The organism is Stappia stellulata DSM 5886, from assembly GCF_000423705.1.
Classification (GTDB): Bacteria; Pseudomonadota; Alphaproteobacteria; order Rhizobiales; family Stappiaceae; genus Stappia; species Stappia stellulata.
Map to the genome: position 1 here is coordinate 54,949 of NZ_AUIM01000013.1, position 17,671 is coordinate 72,619.

Genomic DNA, 17,671 nt, shown 5'->3' on the forward strand with positions numbered 1-17,671 from the left:
CAGGGCGGTCAGCGCGGCACAAAAAGGCGCGCCCCGGATCGCGGGGAACCGGGGCGCGCTGTCATTTCGCGGCTTCGAAGTGGGTCAGGCCCGCATCTCCAGCACGCGCCGGGCGATCACCTGGGCCTGGATTTCCGCAGCGCCCTCGAAGATGTTGAGGATGCGCGCGTCGCACAACACCCGCGAGACCGCGTATTCCAGCGCAAAGCCGTTGCCGCCGTGGATCTGCAGCGCATTGTCGGCCGCCGCCCAGGCAACCCGGGCACCGAGCAGCTTTGCCATGCCCGCTTCCAGGTCGCAACGCCGGCCCGAATCCTTTTCCCAGGCGGAGAAATAGGTGAGCTGGCGCGCCGCCATCAGCTCCGCCGTCATCATCGCCAGCTTGTCGGACACACGCGGAAAATCGATCAGCGGCTTGCCGAACTGGATGCGTTCCTGCGCGTAGCGCAGACCAAGGTCGAGCGCCGACTGCGCAACGCCGAGCGCCCGCGCCGCCGTCTGGATGCGCGCCCCCTCGAAGGTCTGCATCAATTGCTTGAAGCCCTGGCCCTCGACCTGCCCGAGCAGGTTTTCATGCGCCACCTCGAAGCCGTCGAAGGCGATCTCGTATTCCTTCATGCCGCGGTAGCCGAGCACCTCGATCTCGCCGCCGGACATGCCGGGCGCGGGAAAGGGATCGGCGTCCGTGCCGCGCGGCTTTTCCGCCAGGAACATGGACAGGCCCTTGTAGCCCTTCTCGTCCGGGTCGGTACGCGCCAGAAGCGTCATCACGTCGGCGCGCACCGGGTGGGTGATCCAGGTCTTGTTGCCGTAGATCTTCCAGACATCGCCCTCGCGAACGGCGCGCGTCTTCAGCGAGGCAAGGTCGGAGCCGGTGTTGGGTTCGGTAAACACGGCCGTCGGCAACACCTCGCCGGAGGCGATCTGCGGCAGCCATTTCGCCTTTTGATCGTCCGTGCCGCCGCACAGGATCAATTCGGCGGCGATCTCGGAGCGCGTGCCGAGCGAGCCGACGCCGATATAGGCACGGCTCAACTCCTCGGAGACCACGCACATGCTCTCCTTGCCAAGTCCCAGCCCGCCGAAGTCCTCCGGGATCGTCAGTCCGAAAACGCCGAGTTCGGCCATCTGGGTGATGATTTCCAGCGGGATATAGTCGTTCTTCAGGTGCCACTCATGGGCATGGGGCAGCACCTTGTCGGCGGCGAAGCGGCGCATCTCGTCGCGCACCTGCTCATAGGTCTCGTCGAGACCGGTGGCGCCGAAGACGGAGGCGCCCTCCTGCTGTCGGACGAGCGCGGTCAGCCGGGCGCGCACCTCGGGCGTGTTTCCGCTCGCGATCAGCGCCTCGATCTCGGGCACGACAAAGTCGCCCGCCTCGCGCGGCGGCAGGCCGAGATCGGCAAGCCGCACGGTCTCGCCCTGATTCATCGGGATGCCACCGAAAATCTGCGCCAGGTATTCGGCAAAGGCGAGGCGCACGATCAGGTCTTCCGTTTCGCCGAAGCTGCCGGCATCGCGCATCCGCCCGGCATAGCCGTGCAACTGCTTGAGCGCCTCGACATAGGTCGCAAGCCATGCCAGCCCGTGGGTCGCCCGCTGTTCGGCCTCCATCTTCGCCGAAGAGATCCGGCCGTCGTCGAGCACCCGCACCCGGACCTTCGCGGCAGCGGCATCGAGCAGACGCTCCAGCGATTGGACGCTGGCGCCTGTCAGCGCCTCAAGGGGACCGTCCTGGGTGTAGTGACCGACTTCGCTTGCAAGCGACATGCATCTTCTCCGTCATCGTGTCGCGGGGCCCTGCCACGCGCGGGCCGCGCCAGCGCCAACCGCCCCGGAACAAGGGCGGCCCTCCCGTCAAATTGGTGCGCTGCAAACAATATCGCGCGTCGTTCGCGAAGCAATCCTTCTTTTGACGCACGATTGGAGAAATTTTATTGCCAGACACCTTGCGGCGCAACATCGCCCGCTTGACCGCACGCCGGCGCTGCCGCATTCAGCAGGGCATGACCATCTTTCGACCGATCCGCGCGGCGCTGTCCGTAACCTGGGACGCCCTTGCACACATGTCGCGCGACGACGGCTTCGTGCTCGCGAGCCACGTGGCGCTGTCCTCGCTGCTGGCGCTGTTTCCCTTCCTGATCTTCATCGCCGCGCTCACCGGCTTCTTCGGCATGGAGAACATGGCCGACCGCATCGCCGCGTTGCTGTTCGATGCCTGGCCGGAGAAGGTCGCCGGTCCGATCTCCCAGGAGATCCGTGTCGTCCTCACCGAGCCGCGCGGCGATGCGTTGACCTTCGGTATCGTGGTCGCCCTGTGGTTTGCCTCGAACGGCGTTGAGGCACTGCGCGTGGCGCTGAACCGCGCCTATCAGGCGCGGGAAACCCGCGGCTATGCCCGTTTGCGCCTGCAGTCCATCGCCCTGATCGTCGTCGGCACGGTGATTCTCGTCGTCTTCGCCGTCCTGATCGTGCTGGCCCCGCTGGTCTGGACGGCGGTGGTTGCCTATGCGCCGATCGTCGAGGAGTTCACCGCGCAACTGAATCTCTCGCGCTACCTGATCGCGACGCTTCTGACCGGGGGCGGACTTGTCGCCGTTCACGCGCTCCTGCCGGCGGGGCGGCGACGCCTCGGCGAGATCCTGCCGGGCGTGGTGGTGACGCTGGTGCTGTGGCTCGTATCGGGCGCCGCCTTCGGCGCCTATCTCGCGAGCTTTGCCAACTACGTCTCGACCTATGCCGGCCTTGCCGGTGCGATGACGGCGCTGGTCTTTCTCTATCTGGTGGCGATCTGCTTCGTCTTCGGCGGCGAGTTGAACGCCGCGATCATGCGCGCAAGACGGTCTCCGCGCGCCACGGGCTGACAACGCCGCTTCGTCGCCTCAGGCCGGTGTGCGCCGCGTGCCGACGCGCCTTTCGCGGATCATAAGGAGCGCCCCGACCACGAGCGCGCTGCCGGCGATCTGCACCAGGGTCAGCGTTTCGCCGAACAGGAAATAGCTCTCGATCGCCGCCGCCACCGGCACGAGATAGAAGAGGCTCGCCACCCGGGCCGCGCTGCCGCGCCGGATCAGCACCATCAACAGCAGGATGGCGCCGATCGACAGCACCAGCACCAGCCAGCCCATCGCGAAGATCATCTCGCCCGACCAGACGATCGCCCAGCTTTCGGTAAGCGCAAGCGGCACGACGATCAGCAAGGCGCCGGCATATTGCACCATCGTGCCCGAGAGCAGGTCGATGCCGCCGGCATAGCGCTTCTGGTAGACCGTGCCGACCGACATGCCGGCGACCGCAAGCAGGCAGACGAGCGCGTTGACCGGCGTCAGTCCCGAGGCATCGACACCCAGCCGCGGGGCGACGACGAGCAGCAGCCCGCAGGCCCCGACCGCAAGCCCCGCCCAATGCCGCGCCGCCACCTTTTCACCGAGCAGGGGCCCGGCAAGCAACGCGGTCAGCAGCGGCTGAAGCCCGAGCACGAGGGCCGCGATCCCCGCCGGCATGCCGTTGTCGATGGCATAGAAGATCCCGCCCAGGTAGATCCCGTGGATGAGCGCCCCGGCGACAAGGCAATGCATCACCTCCGTGCCGCTCTTCGGCCAGGACGCGCGCGTTGCCAGGATCAGCACCAGGAGCAGCGGCAGCACCAGCAGGAAGCGCAACGACAGGAACACGAAGGGCTCGATGTAGGGCGCGCCCAGCTTGGAGCCGATGAAACCGGTCGACCACAAGAGAACGAAGATGCCGGGGGCAAACGTATCGAGATATGAGCGCAAGGAAACGTCCAATCGAAAATCGGGGGCTTCCGGCGCGCGGACGAACGGACAGGCTGTCCGCCCGGCCCCGGAATGGGCCAAGGTAGTGCGCGCAGCCACGGGGAGACAGCGGTTTTTCAACCATAGGGATATCGATTTGACAACACATCCCTTTTCCCCGCCCCGTCTGGCCGCATATACCTGAGCCCCGGTGGCGCGTCCCGCGCGCCGTGCTAGAACGCAGCCGTCACAGGAGAAAAGCGCATGCAGGACAGCTTGGTAATCGTCGGTGCCGGACAAGCGGGCGCCCAGGTGGCGCAATCCCTGCGCATGGCCGGCTTCGAGGCGCCGATCGCCCTTGTCGGTGACGAGCCGCATCCGCCCTACCAGCGCCCGCCGCTGTCGAAGAAGCACCTCGCCGGCGAAATCGACGACGAGGCGCTGCACCTGCGCCCGCTTGCCTTTTACGAACAGAACCGCATCGACTGCCGCTTCGGCGTTTCGGTCGAGGCCATCGACCGGGATGCGCGCGAACTGGCCCTTTCCGACGGAACCCGGCTCGGCTACGCCACGCTGGTGATCTGCACCGGAACCCGCCCCCGTGCCCTGCCGTTGCCCGGCGCGGATCTTGCGGGCGTCGTCACGCTGCGCACCATCGCCGACGTGGAGCGCATGCGCGCGCGACTTGCAGACCCCGGGCACGTCGCCATCGTCGGCGGCGGCTACATCGGGCTGGAGGTGGCTGCCGTGGCCCGGACCATGGGGCACGAGGTCACCGTGCTGGAATCGCGCGACCGGGTGATGCAGCGCGTCGTCTCGCCGGATGTCTCGGCTTTCTTCGATGCGCTCCATCGCGGCAATGGCGTCGACATCCGCCTCGACACCGGCGTCGCCGGCTTTTCGGGCGAGGGCCATGTCCGCGCACTCACCCTGGCAACCGGAGAGGAGCTTGCCTGCGACCTTGCGCTTGTCGCCGTCGGCGCGCTTCCCAATGACGACCTGGCCCGCGCGGCCGGGCTCGAGGTGGACGACGGCATTCTGGTCGACGCCAGCGGACGGACCTCCGACCCGCACATCTATGCCGCCGGCGATTGCACGCGGTTCTTCTCCGCCCGCTACGGCCGCTCGATCCGCCTTGAAAGCGTGCAAAACGCAATCGACCAGGCCAAAGCGGTGGCCGCGGCGCTCACCGGTGGCGCGCCGGATTACGATCCCGTTCCCTGGTTCTGGTCGGATCAATATGCGATCAAGCTTCAGATCGCCGGCCTGTCGCAGGACCACGACACGGCGCTGACGGTCGGCGACCCGGCGACGAACAGCTTCTATGTGGCTTATCTGGCGCAAGGCCGGCTTGCCGCCGTGGACAGCATCAACCACCCGCGCTCGCACATGATGGCGCGCCGCGCCATTGGCAAGACCTACGAGGATGGATTGCTGCCGCCGGCGTGAACGGCGCGGCCGCAGCGCGGCCGCCTCACGGCGTCTCCGCTTCCAGCGCGTACATGTCCGCGTCCGACAGCCCGAAGTGATGGCCGAGCTCGTGGATCAGAACGTGGGAGATGATGCCGCCGAGCGGCTCCTCATGCCCGCACCAATAGTCGAGAATGGCCCGCCGATAGAGCCAGACGCGGTTGGGCATCTGCCCCGACAGCATCTCCGCCCCGCCCTGCGCCAGGCCGACCCCCTCGAACAGGCCCATCAGCAGGAAGGGGTCGTCGATCGACAGTTCGTCCAGAACGTCGTCGTCGGCCATGTCCGCGACCCGGATCTCGATGTCGCCGCACAGGTTGCGAAAAGGCTCGGGCAGCGTGGCAAAGGCCTGCCCCGCGATCGCCTCGAAGGCCGACAGATCGGGCGCGAAGGCGTTTTGCCAGGAGAGATGCGGCTCGGGTTCGATTGCGGTTGCCATGTCGGTCTCGTTTCCAGGGCAAGGCCCTAGAGGTAGGTCCAGGCGAGATAGACGATCAGCACGACGGCAAAAATGCCGCCCGCCGTGCGCCCGATGCGCGCGCCCCAGATCTCGATGGGATCGTCCTGCGGCGCGCCGTTCTCCGCCCCCCTGTGCCGGGACGCGCCCTGAAAGGTGGTGCGCAGCAGCGTCTCGCTGTCGCGGTCGACGCGGGCAAGGCTCTCGTCAACGGCCCTGCGCCGTTCGGCGTCGTCCTCATCTGGGGTCTTGCCTGTCATCCGGTTCCTCCCGCGTGCGGCCCGCCCGCCATTCCTTCAGATAGGAACGCGGCGCCGCGAGGTCCAGAGGGCGGCGAGCGCAAGCAGGGCGAGACCGGCCGAGGCGACCGCGTTCCAGCCGGCAAACGACAGGCCGAACATGCGCCAGCTCGCCTCCGTACAGCTCACCACCCGGGTCTCGCGCAGCGCGTTGAGCATGTTGGCGGCGGAGACCGGTGCCGTGCTGCCGCCGCCGCAGCCGTCGGGTCCCGCCCAAAAGCCCCATTCCGCGCCCGACTGATAGACGCCAAGCCCCGCGCCATAGGCAAAGATCGCGGCGACGGCGAGCAGAAGCAGTCCGCGCGTGAAGGCGGCCGCGTCCTGCCACAAGAGCAGGGCGGCCAGCGCCGCCAGCGGCAGGCCGGCATAATAGGGAATGCGCTGCTCCAGACACAACTCGCAGGGCACATAGCCTCCGATCAGCTGAAACCCCCAGGCGGTCGCGATCGTGGCGAAACCGCCAGCGATCAAGAGCAGAACCAGCGCGAGCGAACGTCCATGCGTCATTCGGGTCCTCGTGAGGGTCAGAGAAACTTGATGGCGACGAACCCGCCGACGAGGCCGACCACGAAGATCGTGAACATCAGCGACAGCCGCTCCTCGATGAAGGTACGGATCGGCGGTCCGAAGAGGTACAGGAGGCCCGCCACGGCGAAAAAGCGCAAGCCCCTGGCCAGCACGCTCGCCACCATGAAGACCGGCAGGCTGAGGCCGGTGGCGCCGCTGGCGATGGTGATCACCTTGTAGGGAAAGGGCGTGATACCGGCAATGAAGACGATCCAGGCGCCGTAATCGTTGAAATTGGCACGAAAGGCCTCGAACTTGTCGAGATACCCGTAGAACGACAGGATCGGTTCGGCGAGCTGCACGAAGAGCAGCGCGCCGATGGCATAGCCGGCCGCGCCGCCGATCACCGATGTGATCGTGCAAAGAAGCGCATAGGAAAACGCCCTGGCGCGCCGCGCGATCACCATGGGAATCAGCAGGATGTCGGGCGGAATGGGAAAGAACGAACTTTCCGCAAAGGAAACCGCTCCCAGCGCGAAGGGCGCGCGAGGGCCGGAAGCGAGCGACATTGTCCAGTCGTAGAGGCGGCGCAACATGGCGATTGATTAGCCGCTCGCGCCCGTCTTGTCATCTGTTTCCGGTGCGACCGAATGCGTTCTCCGGCGCGGCGCTGCGGGCATGCTGCCGCCGGCGATCTTTCAATTGACGCGTCGCCCGCGATGACTATGATCGCGCCCGTTCGGCGGCTCTTGGCGGTCGCCCGGGCCCCCGTGGCGGAATTGGTAGACGCGACGGATTCAAAATCCGTTTCTTTAACCGGAGTGTCCGTTCGAGTCGGACCGGGGGCACCATTTCAGGGTTTCGCGCCGCAATCGCGGTTTGGCCGGAAACCTCCGTCCGGTCAGGCCCTTGCAGCCGCCACCCGGCACGCATAAGCTCGCCCGGTCCGTTCGCACCGGGATCCAGCATGACGTCTTCACCGAATACCGATCCGCGCCAGGCGGTCATCGACACCTGCCTTCGCATGAGCGAGATGGGGATCAACCAGGGCACCGCCGGCAACGTGAGCCTGCGTCAGGACGACCGCTTCTGGATCACCCCCTCCGGCGTTGCCTACGAGGGGATGCGCCCCGAGCAGGTCGTTTCCGTCGGCCTCGACGAGACCTATCGCGGCGACTGGCTTCCCTCCTCGGAATGGCGCATGCATCTCGACATCTACGCCGCCCGCCCCGAGGCCGGCGCGGTGATCCACACGCATTCGCTCCATGCCACCGCGCTGTCGTGCCTGCGCGAGGAAATCCCGCCGTTCCACTACATGATCGCGGTGGCCGGCGGCACGACGCTCAAATGCGCCGACTACGCCACCTTCGGCACCAAGGCGCTGTCGCGCGCCATGCTGGCAGCCCTCGATGAGCGCTCCGCCTGCCTTCTCGCCAACCACGGCATGATCTGCTTCGGCCCGACGCTGGATAAGGCATTGTGGCTTGCCGGAGAGATCGAGACGCTGTGCCACCAGTATGTCATCGCCCGCCGGGCCGGCACGCCGGTGATCCTCGACGAGGCGGAAATGGCCGACGTGCTCGCCCGCTTCAAGACCTACGGCAAGCAACCGCGCGATATCGGGACAAGCGACACCCCCGCCGTCGACGCGCCCCGCCGCATCTGACCGCCGGCCGGAAACGGCGACCGCGAACAGGAGACATTCCGCCATGCCGCTTTCCGCCCTCCGCCGGCAAACCCACACGCCGATCCTGCTCCTGACACTGCTTCTTTGCACGGCGCTCGTCGCCGGCACAGCCCGCGCTGCGGACATGCACGCCGGCTACTACTATCCTGAACCGGCCAGTTCGGAAGTCTATGTGGCGCGCGTCGCCGTCGCCAGCGACGCGACCAAGCGCTCGCGCGCCGCTTTCGCAGCCGGCTTCGAGCAGCAGCAGCTCGCGCGCGGCTTCGCTCCCGATTACCATCTCTTCGTCAAGGGCGACGACTTCGAGAAGATGATCGTCGTCGCCACGGGCCCTGGCCGCTACGACACGCTCTTCAGGATGCGTGCACTGCTCGCCGCCCTTACCTCCCAGGCCCGCACCACGCCGTTGTTTCAGCAGGCCGAGACCCCGCACGAACTCACCTTCCTCGATTTCTGCAAGCTGATGGGATTTCGTCAGCTGACCGTGTCCGACGGCGACAGCCTCGCACACCAGATCGCGCTCAGGTGAAGGCCACATGCGCCGCGCTCCTCGCTAGCCGGCAAACAAAGGCGCACTCAGCGCGCCTTTGTGGACAGCGGTGGAAAAAGGCGCTAGAGCGGTTTCATGACCGACACGCCCCGTGAAATCGAACTCAAGCTCGAACTTGACACCGACGCGCTGAAACGGCTGAAAACCGCGCCCGCGCCGGCGGGGTTCTCGGTCGATCGCGCCCGCACGCGGGTCCTGCGCTCCATCTATTTCGACACGCCCAACCAGGCGCTGCGCCAGGCGAAATGGTCGCTGCGGGTGCGCAAGGTCGGCGCGGACTGGATCCAGACGGTCAAGGCCGGAACGGGGGTTTTCGGCGGGCTGTCGACCCCCAGGGAAAGCGAGAGCCGGGTGGAGGCCGCCGTGCCGGACCTGACCCGCATTGCCAATGCGGATCTGCGCACCGGCCTTTGGGATCTCCTCGACGGCGCGCCGCTGTCGGCCGTCTTCGAAACCGAGATGCGGCGCACGACCCGTGTCTTTCGCGGCGCGGCGGAGACCGTCATCGAGGTGGCACTGGACACGGGCGAGGTGCGCACGCTGGAAAAGATCCAGCCGCTGAACGAAGCGGAGTTCGAACTGGTCGCGGGCGACGCCGGCGACCTCTTCCGCCTCGCCCGCGATCTGAGGGGGACCGGGGAAGCGCGGTTTTCGCGGGCAAGCAAGGCCGAGCGCGGCTATGCGCTGCTGGCGGACGCGGCCACCGAGGTCCTGCCGCAAAAAGCCGGGGCCGTCAGGCTGTCGCCCCGAAGGGACACGGCCGCAAGCGCGCTTCAGACCATTCTGCGCTCCTGCCTGGAGCAGATCGCCACCAACCGCGATGCGAGCCTTGCGCTCGACGCGCCGGAAGGCCCGCACCAGATGCGGGTCGGCCTGCGCCGGCTTCGCAGCGCCTTGAAGATCCACCGAAAGCACCTTCCCGAAGCAGACGCTGGCGAGCTCGACGCGCAGGCCCGCGCGCTCGCCGCACGGGTCGGCGCGTTGCGCGATCTCGATGTCCTTGCCGGCGAAATCGTTGCCTCCGCCAGCATCTCCGCACCGGCGGGCATCGATCTCGACCGGCTGCGCGCCACCGTGAGGAGCGCGCGCGAAGACACCCGCGCCGGCTTGCGCGTTCAGCTTCTCGATCCTTGCGTCAATGCGCTGCTTTTCGATCTCGCCGCTCTTGCCGAGGACGTGACGCTCAGCCCCGAACCGGAAGACGGCGACGCGGGCGCGCGCCTTGCCGCGCCGGCGACCGCCTTTGCCGCCCGGGCGCTGGAAAAGCGCTGGAAGGCCGTGGCGCGCCTCGGCGCACGCCTCGACGAGCTGACGCTCGAGGAGCGGCACGACATGCGCAAGGCCTTGAAGAAGCTGCGCTATGCGATCGAGTTCTACAAATCCCTCTACAAGAGGAAGTCGGTCAGGCCGTTCCTGTCGACACTGAAGAAGCTGCAGGACGTTTTCGGCTATCTCAACGACGTCGTGATGGCCCACAGACTGGTCGACCTCTTGCGCGAACGCGGCACCGCCGAAGGCGACGACATGCTGGCAGCCGGCTTCGTCATCGGCTGGCATGAGCGGCGCGCGGAGATCGAATGGGAGCGGGCACGCGCGCTTTGGGACGACACAAGACACGTGCGCAAATTCTGGCGCGACTGACCCCGGCCACGGTGCCGGCGGGACCGTCCCGCCTCATCCGGATGCGGAGCGGGGCCCCGACGCGGGTCCGTAGAGCCGCAGGCGCTTGCCGAACAACCGCAGCACGATCCCGCAAACCTGGCCCGCATCCGACAGCGCGCTGGCCAGCCGCCCGGAGCGCAGCGGCGACCAGACCAGGTGGTTCAACGCGTATCCGGTCTTTGTCACCGCGATCCGCGACGCTTCAAGCCACACACCCCCGCACGACGGCTTTCTGCGCATCAGGATCTGCACATCCGTCATGCCGTCGCGCAGGCCGCGCCGGAACATGTAGCCAAGGGCAAGGCGTTCGACGGGCACATGCTCGCGAACGAGCGCCCTGCCGGCCACAGCGGTGCGGGCACCCCCCTCCACGAGCCGTTTGAGAAACTCCCGGTCGCCGCCCCCCGTCGTCCCGAACTCGGGATAAAACCAGTCGCCCCGGTTCGCCGGCAGGGCGCCGACCCGCAACAACAGGTTGCTGGAACACAGCGTTTCGCCGGATTTTGAGAAAAACCGCCCCGCCAGCGCCCAGGCCGGCGGCGGTCCCTCGAACACCGGCTCGACCGGACCGCAGGCGATATCGCAGCGCTCCGCGAGCGCCGTTCCCAGAAGCTCTTCCAGCCATACGGGATCCGGCACTTCGTCGTCATCGAGAAACGCGAGAAATTCGAAGCCGGCATCGACGGCGAGCGCCATCGCCGCATTGCGCGCCGCCGTCACCCCGGTCACCGCCACCCGTCGATAGACAGGCGTAAGCGCGTCGCTCAGCAGGTCGGCGACCGCCGCCTCGGCCGAGCGCGCGCCATTGTCGGCGACGAAGACGGTCAGACGCCCCGGCAGCGTCTGTGCCGCAAGTGCCGCAAACAACGCCGGCAACATCGCGTGCCGGTCGCAGGTGCACAGGCACACGCACACCCGGGAGGCGTCGAGGGGCCGTGCGTCGCTCACAACGGCGTCCTTTCCGACGCCAGCCCCGATGACGTCGCGACCGCACCGGCATCGTCGGCCACGCCGTAGAAGCGCGTCTTGCGCCCTGCAAGGCACATCGCGATGCCGCAGGCCGTTCCGATGTCCGCGACCGCGCTTGCCAGACGCGCCCGCGACGTGAGGCTGGCGGCAAGGTGATAGAGCGCGTAACCGCATTTTCGCGCGGCAACGCCCGTTGCGGCAACAGCCCGCGATGCGGGCGGTCCCGGCGCGTGCCGCAGGATCTGGACCTCGACATAGCCGTCCCTGAGGCCGCGTTGGAACATGTAGCCAAACCGCAGCCGCGCGGCGGGAACATGCTCGCGCACAATCGCGGTATCCGCTGTCGCGACGCCCGCGCCCTCGCGCGCAAGCCGCTCCAGGAACTCACGATCCTCGCCGCCGATTGCGCCGAATGCCGGCTGATACCAGTCGCGCGCATCCGTCGGCAGGCTTGCCGCCCGCAGCATCATGTTGCTGGAGCAGGCGACCTCGCCGGTCTTGACGAAAAAGCCGCCTTCAACGGCCCAGCGCGGCGGCGCAACCGCGAAATCGGGCAGGACCGGCCCATAGACCAGATCCGCCCCCGTCTCCTGCATGCGGGCATGCAGCGCGGAAAGCCAGCCCGGATCGGGTACCTCGTCGTCGTCGAGACAGGCGATCCAGGGCGCACCGCTCTCGCGGGCAAGCGAAAGCGACCGGTTGCGCGCGGCGGCAAGCCCGCGCGCCTCGAGCCGGACATAGGCAATCGTCAGCGCCCCGGCGGCCGCACGCTCCAGCGCCACGCCCTGCGCGCTGAAGGTGCCATTGTCCACAACCACGACATGAAACCGCAAGCCGGTCGTCTGGCGGGCGAGACCGTCCAGAAGGAGGCCGAGCCGGTCCGGCCGGTCGCATGTGCATATGGCAACACAAATGTCAGGCATCGCTCGACAACAAGGCCCCGTGGTTCGATCGCTCGACGGTCGCATGCGGCCGGCACGCGATTTTCTCCCGATGATGTCGCACGATTGCCGCCCCGCAGACCAGAGCGTATTCGCGGATCCTTGAATGACGTTGCGTCATGCTCGATGAAAGGACAAGATGGACATCTCAATCGGGGCGCCCGGCGCATGGCCCGCATCTTCTGTTTCTGGACCGGTTCCAACGAGATGAGCGAGAACCGCAAACGCGGCATTGCGTCTCTGCGCGCGAACACCGGTTGCGAAATCGTCCTGATCACGCCGGACACACTCACCGACCTGGTGCCGGCGGCGGACCTTCATCCCGCTTATCGCCACCTCAATCTGGCGCATCGCGCCGATTACTTGCGCTGCTATGCCATGCGGCACGAAGGCGGCGGATATGCCGACATCAAGCCCAATCACCACGACTGGACGCCCTGGTTCGACCGTCTGGCGTCGAGCCCGAAGCTTTGGGCCATCGGGTATCGGGAGCATTCGCCCGGCTCGGTCTCCAACATGTACACGTCGTCGAAAGACCTCGGGCGCGCCGCGCCACGCCGCGCGGCCGCCTATCTCCACCGAAAGTGGCTTCAGGCCAACCACAAGCGGCTGATCGGCTGCTGCGCCTTCATCTGCAAGCCCGGCACACCCTTCGTCGAGGAATGGTGGCGGGAGATGAACCGCCGTCTCGACCGCCTGCTTCCCGAGCTGGAACGAAACCCGGCGCGCAGGCCGCACGAGCGGCCCGGCGACCTCGTCGACGGCGTGCCGTCACGCTATCCGGTTCCCTGGACGCATATTCTGGGCGACATCTTTCATCCGCTCGGACTGAAATACACCCGCCGCATGTCGCGCGACCTGCCGCCGCCGGAGTCGCGCAATTACCGTTAGGGCGGGAGGCGCCGGTTGGCGAAGCCTATTGCACCGGCGGCCGGTCTTCGTCCTGTTTCTTCTGGCCGAGACCGAAGGACCCGAGAAAGCCGGACGGCAGGCCGAAGCCCTGTTCCACCGCGTCGAGCACTTCCTTGTCGTCGACCTCGCCATCCAGCACCTTCTGCACGTCGATCTCGGTGTTGCCGCCCGTCGCGCGTTGCAGCGCCTCGTTGGCGACCTCGCCGAGACCGCCGGACGGAACGCTGTCGGCAACGCCCTTGAACAGCCCGCCGCCGAGGCTTTCCAGCTGCTTCAGCGCCGCTTGCGGATTGTCGAGAATGCCCTTGATGTCGGGGTAGATCCGCGGCCGGGCCCAGGAGCCGCGCACGATCACCGGCACGCCCAGGCCGTCCAGCTCACGCGCCTCGCCCTTGTCGCGCGGCACCGGCGCCGCCCCGCCGAGATCGGCGACCACCCGCGGCTCCAGCCGCCAGTCGAGCGTCTTTTGCGGCATGTCGACCGTGCCCGCGCCCGTCAGCCGCACAAGCGGCCCGACCATCTCGAGGTCGGAGGAAGTGGCGATGCCCCTGTCGACCGCGAAGCTTGCCGCGAGCACGGAGAAATCCGTCTTCTGCGCCGGGTTTTCCGACCAGCCGAGCAGTGTGTCGACGGTCAGCCCGCGCACCATCTGCGGAATGTTGAGACCAAGGATAGCGCCATTGGAGAAGTCGAACCGTGCCTGACCCGCGAGGGCCTCGACGAGCTCCGCCTGGCTGGCGCCCTGTGCGGAGAGATCCATCGAGGCCGCCACCCGGCCCTGGATCCAGTCGAAATCCGCCAGCGCGCTCAGGAAGGGCCGCGCGCTCACATTCTCCAGCGCGCCCTTGACGCTCACCTGCGGCACCGACCCCGAGCCGTCGAGAACGAGCGTGGCCCGGCCCGCCCCTTCGTAAAGCGCCATTTCCGCAAGCTCGGCGGTCAGGCGTCCGTCGCTCAGCGCGACCTGAAGCCGGCTGCGGCCGATTTCGATCCCGCTCGCCGAAATCGTCTCCGCGCTCAGATCCAGTTCCGCATCCACGGTTTTCAGCGCGGCCAGATCGAGCGGGTCGCGCGACCAGCCGGCATCGACGGGCGCTCCGGCTCCGGCTCCGGGCCCGGCGGCACCGGACGCGCCGGCGGTCGCGGAGCCGGACGCGGACCCGAGATAGGGATCGAGCCCGAGGCGGCGCAGCGCCAGCGTCGCGCTGACGCGCGGGCGTGCACCGCCGAGCGAGACCTCGCCCCGGCCGCGTCCCTCGATGTCGTCGAGCCGCAACGCCGCGTCGCTGAAACGCACCAGATCCGACGCGGCCTCCAGGTCGCCGGAGAAGGAAAATGCCCGCAGGCCGCCGCCATCGGGGAGCGGCGTTCCAAGCCAGCTTGCCAGCGCCCGCAGGTCGGCGGTTTCCAGGAACACCCCGCCGTCGAGCGCGCCTTCGGGCGACAGCGCGCCCTCAAAGCCCGTGCTCGCCCGCGAACCGGCGATCTCCACCTTTACCGGCGCCGGAAGACCCGTCATCAGCAGGGACGGCGTCGCGCCGCCCTCCACGCGAAAGGTCTCGCCGCGCCAGACAAAACCGCCCGACAGCGCGACCGGTCCGTCGACACCGGCGAAATCGAGTGCCAGCGCAAGATCGTCAATACGCCGCGCGGCCGGATCGTCGCCGATGGGCGCCGGTACGGGCAGATCGTCGATGCCGCCTCCGGTCAGCGTGAGCCGGCCGGACACGTCCAGAGCGCCGAGAAGCGTGGCCGTGTCGCGCCCGCGGGTGGCAAGCGCGATTTCGCCGCCCAGCGTGCCGCGCGCCTGTTCGCTCCGGCCGGCAAGCGTGAGGACCTGCGACAGGCCGAGATCCGAAAGCGTCAGGTCGGCATCGATCTCCGGCGCCGGCGCATCCAGACGCACCTTGCCCTGCCCGCGGATCTCGCCGCCGGCAAGGCGCAGGGAGAGCGTGCCGATCTCGAGGCTTTCGGCGGAGACCGAAAGGTCGGAGGCAAGAGCGTAGGGGCCGGGATCGCGTGCCAGCGGCATCCGCAGCCCGGCGAAGAGATCCGTCAGCCCGTCACCATTTGCCGAGACCCGCAGGCGGCTTTGCGCCGACGGCGCCAGGTCGCCCTCGATGGTTGCCTGCGCGTCGGCCGCGGAAACCGTGAGGTCCACCGCGCTCGCGCCGCCCTCGGACAGCGCCAGCGGGGCGGACACGACGCCGGTCAACGCCACGGTGAGATCGCGGTAGCCGACCGAGCCGTCGAGTTCGAGCGGCCCGGCGAGCGAGGGAAGCTGAAGCGTCAGGTTGACCGCCTCGACCGTGTGCCGCAATCCGCTGCGCCTGTCGTCGTAGGTCACCTGTCCGTCGACGATCGTCAGCCGGTCGATGCCGATGCGCGCGAGAAAGGGTGTATCGGTGTCGGCGGCCGGGGCGGACGACGGGGCAGACGGGGCAGGGACCGGCGCGGCATCCCCGTTCGATTGCGAAATCGCCTGTGTCGCCGAGGTCCAGCGGTCGACGGGAAACGCGGGACGCGGCGACCAGCTCGTCGTGCCGTCGGGGCCGATTTCGGCCAGGATCACCGGTTGGTCGAGGTTGACGTGGGTAAGGCGGATGTCTCCGCCGAACAGTCCGCTCCAGGCAAGACCGAAATCGATTTCGGCCGCGCGCGCGAACTCGACGCCATCGGCGCCGGAGGCCGCGGAAATGCCCACGTCCTCCGCCGTCATCCGGAAACCGGGCAGAAGCGACAGGCCGACGGGTCCGTCGAGCCGCAGCCGCCAGCCGGTGTTTGCCTCGATGCGCGCGATCAGCTCGGCGCGGATGGCATCCTTCGGCAACAGCAGAGGCACGACCAGAACCACAAGGGCCAGGATGAAAAAGAGGCTCAAAAGCCCGACGACGACCCGTTTCAAACCGGTCTCCCAAGAAATTATGCGAATCACCGGCAGTGTACGGCAAAGCGTGGCCGCAGCGTGGCCGCCCGCACGGTTTTAAAGTGGCCACGCGCATCCGCGCCATGGACAAACTCGTGACAATTTCCGATGTTCAACCGCAACACACGGCACGGACCGCGGGAACGACCGGGTTCGTGCCCGCTTGCAAGTGCTAGGAGGGCGCATGTTTCAAGCCTTGAAAAGCTTTTTGAAGAACGCCGTGACCGGCGAGAACGACACGTTGACATTCGCCGAGGACGACCATCGTCTGGCGGCGGCCGCACTCCTGGTCCACATCGTCTCCGTCGACGGTGTGGTGGACGACGCGGAGCGCGCAGCCCTCAACGACGTCCTCAAGCATCACTATCAGCTGACGCCGGAGATGACGGCCGACCTCATCAAGGCGGCGACCCGGCGCGACAACGAGGCGGTCGACCTTTACGGCTTCACTTCCGTCCTGAAGCGCTCTCTCGAAATCGAAGAGAGGCTGAAGATATTGGAGATGATGTGGCAGCTCGTCTATGCCGACGGCATCGTCCACGAATTCGAGGACAACACCGTCTGGCGGGTGGCCGAGCTCCTCGGCATTTCGTCCCGCGATCGGCTGGCGCTGCGCCGCAAGGTCGCCGGCGACACCGACCAGGACACGGCCGAAGACCCTTCGTGACCGCGCCCGACGGCCTTTTGCCACGGCAAGGGTCGACGCAGCAGGGCAACGCACGATAGACTTTGCCGATGATCATCGATCCCAAACAGATGCAGGGCCGGCCGAAGGTCCTGATCGTTCTACATCAGGAAACCTCGACGCCCGGCCGCGTCGGTCAGGAACTGGTCAAGCGTGGCTTTGCACTCGATATCCGCCGGCCCCGTTTCGGCGACCTGTTGCCGGAGACACTCGAGAACCACGAGGGCGCGGTGATCTTCGGCGGTCCGATGAGCGCCAATGACACGGATGCCTTCATCCAGCGCGAGACGGACTGGATCGACGTTCCGCTCAAGGAAAAGAAGCCCTTTCTGGGGATCTGCCTCGGCGCGCAGATGATGGCGCGCAATCTCGGCGCGCGCGTCACCGGCCACAACGACGGACTGGTGGAGATCGGCTATTACGACCTGCATCCGACCGAGGCCGGCAAGGATCTCCTGCCCTGGCCGACCAAGGTCTATCAGTGGCACCGCGAGGGTTTCGATCTGCCGGCCGGCGCGGAACTTCTGGCGCGCGGCGAGACCTATCCCAATCAGGCCATGCGCTACGGCCCGGCCGCCTACGGCATCCAGTTCCACCCGGAGCTGACCTACCACATGATGGTGCGCTGGACGACGCGGGCCGCACCGCGCATGGAGCTCCCCGGAGCACGGTCCCGGCGTGACCATTTCGCCGGCCGCTATGTCTTCGATCCCGCCGTCAAGGCGTGGCTCGACGCCTTCCTCGACCACTGGATCGGCCACGCCGACGATCGCGCCGCCCTCGCCGACGCCGCGCAGTAGAAGCGCCGGTCCTTGACCTCCGTTTCCAGGTTCAGTGGCGCGGTCGCCCCG

Annotated in this window: 17 protein-coding genes and 1 tRNA gene; 9 read left to right on the plus strand and 9 right to left on the minus strand. The window is 67.4% G+C overall.

The genetic code is table 11. The features are described 5' to 3' along the window. Positions 1 to 84 precede the first annotated feature (84 nt). Entirely contained in the window at positions 85 to 1,770 is a 1,686-nt protein-coding gene (locus G572_RS0111600; RefSeq protein WP_029058626.1) for an acyl-CoA dehydrogenase family protein, read from the minus strand. A 167-nt stretch (positions 1,771 to 1,937) separates the two neighbouring features. Between G572_RS0111600 and G572_RS0111605 the strand changes: the two genes are divergently transcribed. Beyond that, positions 1,938 to 2,864, plus strand: coding sequence for a YihY/virulence factor BrkB family protein (locus tag G572_RS0111605; RefSeq protein WP_245566209.1), 927 nt, complete (start codon positions 1,938 to 1,940; stop codon positions 2,862 to 2,864). 18 nt (positions 2,865 to 2,882) lie between these two features. On the opposite strand, the gene G572_RS0111610 is transcribed toward G572_RS0111605, so the two are convergent. Next, complete coding sequence (locus G572_RS0111610) at positions 2,883 to 3,776, minus strand: DMT family transporter (protein WP_029058628.1); 894 nt, start codon at positions 3,774 to 3,776, stop codon at positions 2,883 to 2,885. A gap of 243 nt (positions 3,777 to 4,019) precedes the next feature. Here G572_RS0111610 and G572_RS0111615 point away from each other — a divergent pair, with 243 nt between their 5' ends. Continuing rightward, complete coding sequence (locus G572_RS0111615; RefSeq protein WP_029058629.1) at positions 4,020 to 5,204, plus strand: NAD(P)/FAD-dependent oxidoreductase; 1,185 nt, start codon at positions 4,020 to 4,022, stop codon at positions 5,202 to 5,204. Positions 5,205 to 5,229: 25 nt separating this feature from the next. Here G572_RS0111615 and G572_RS0111620 read toward each other — a convergent pair whose 3' ends face one another. From G572_RS0111620 to G572_RS0111635, 4 genes are read right to left on the minus strand one after another with little or no spacing between them, the layout of a single operon-like run. After that, positions 5,230 to 5,664, minus strand: coding sequence for a metallopeptidase family protein (locus tag G572_RS0111620; protein WP_051242250.1), 435 nt, complete (start codon positions 5,662 to 5,664; stop codon positions 5,230 to 5,232). A 26-nt stretch (positions 5,665 to 5,690) separates the two neighbouring features. Then, positions 5,691 to 5,942, minus strand: coding sequence for a hypothetical protein (locus G572_RS0111625; protein WP_029058631.1), 252 nt, complete (start codon positions 5,940 to 5,942; stop codon positions 5,691 to 5,693). Between the two features lie 36 nt (positions 5,943 to 5,978). Next, positions 5,979 to 6,488, minus strand: a complete 510-nt coding sequence (locus G572_RS0111630; RefSeq protein WP_029058632.1) for a disulfide bond formation protein B — start codon at positions 6,486 to 6,488, stop codon at positions 5,979 to 5,981. A gap of 17 nt (positions 6,489 to 6,505) precedes the next feature. Next, positions 6,506 to 7,084 carry a YqaA family protein gene (locus G572_RS0111635; RefSeq protein ID WP_029058633.1) on the minus strand — a complete coding sequence of 193 codons (579 nt, stop codon included), beginning with the start codon at positions 7,082 to 7,084 and terminating at the stop codon, positions 6,506 to 6,508. A 168-nt stretch (positions 7,085 to 7,252) separates the two neighbouring features. On the opposite strand from G572_RS0111635, the gene G572_RS0111640 reads away from it, so the two are divergent. From G572_RS0111640 to G572_RS0111655, 4 genes are all read left to right on the plus strand, one after another. Beyond that, positions 7,253 to 7,339 (plus strand) — tRNA-Leu (locus G572_RS0111640). Positions 7,340 to 7,455: 116 nt separating this feature from the next. Further along, the gene (locus G572_RS23560) at positions 7,456 to 8,154 is read left to right on the plus strand and encodes a class II aldolase/adducin family protein (RefSeq protein ID WP_037546688.1); all 699 of its coding nucleotides are present in this window, start codon (positions 7,456 to 7,458) and stop codon (positions 8,152 to 8,154) included. A 43-nt stretch (positions 8,155 to 8,197) separates the two neighbouring features. Further along, entirely contained in the window at positions 8,198 to 8,704 is a 507-nt protein-coding gene (locus G572_RS0111650; RefSeq protein WP_208979098.1) for a hypothetical protein, read from the plus strand. Positions 8,705 to 8,800: 96 nt separating this feature from the next. Continuing rightward, a complete protein-coding gene (locus G572_RS0111655; protein ID WP_029058635.1) occupies positions 8,801 to 10,366 on the plus strand; it encodes a CYTH and CHAD domain-containing protein in 1,566 nt (521 codons plus the stop codon). A gap of 33 nt (positions 10,367 to 10,399) precedes the next feature. Here the strand turns inward: G572_RS0111655 and G572_RS0111660 are convergent, their stop codons facing one another. Together G572_RS0111660 and G572_RS23565 are read right to left on the minus strand one after the other, a co-directional pair. Then, positions 10,400 to 11,335, minus strand: coding sequence for a glycosyltransferase (locus G572_RS0111660; RefSeq protein ID WP_029058636.1), 936 nt, complete (start codon positions 11,333 to 11,335; stop codon positions 10,400 to 10,402). Next, complete coding sequence (locus G572_RS23565) at positions 11,332 to 12,279, minus strand: glycosyltransferase family 2 protein (RefSeq protein ID WP_051242252.1); 948 nt, start codon at positions 12,277 to 12,279, stop codon at positions 11,332 to 11,334. The genes G572_RS0111660 and G572_RS23565 overlap by 4 nt, the downstream gene beginning before the upstream one ends. A gap of 186 nt (positions 12,280 to 12,465) precedes the next feature. Between G572_RS23565 and G572_RS23570 the strand changes: the two genes are divergently transcribed. After that, positions 12,466 to 13,188 (plus strand): glycosyltransferase family 32 protein, encoded by a 723-nt coding sequence (locus G572_RS23570; protein ID WP_051242253.1) that lies wholly within the window; start codon positions 12,466 to 12,468, stop codon positions 13,186 to 13,188. A gap of 25 nt (positions 13,189 to 13,213) precedes the next feature. Here G572_RS23570 and G572_RS0111675 read toward each other — a convergent pair whose 3' ends face one another. Next, entirely contained in the window at positions 13,214 to 16,114 is a 2,901-nt protein-coding gene (locus G572_RS0111675) for an AsmA family protein (RefSeq protein WP_029058637.1), read from the minus strand. Positions 16,115 to 16,319: 205 nt separating this feature from the next. Here G572_RS0111675 and G572_RS0111680 point away from each other — a divergent pair, with 205 nt between their 5' ends. Further along, positions 16,320 to 16,802: a tellurite resistance TerB family protein gene (locus G572_RS0111680; RefSeq protein ID WP_029058638.1), complete on the plus strand. Its 483-nt coding sequence runs from the start codon at positions 16,320 to 16,322 to the stop codon at positions 16,800 to 16,802. Positions 16,803 to 16,870: 68 nt separating this feature from the next. Then, the gene (locus tag G572_RS0111685) at positions 16,871 to 17,620 is read left to right on the plus strand and encodes a glutamine amidotransferase (protein WP_084650083.1); all 750 of its coding nucleotides are present in this window, start codon (positions 16,871 to 16,873) and stop codon (positions 17,618 to 17,620) included. Positions 17,621 to 17,671: the final 51 nt, after the last annotated feature.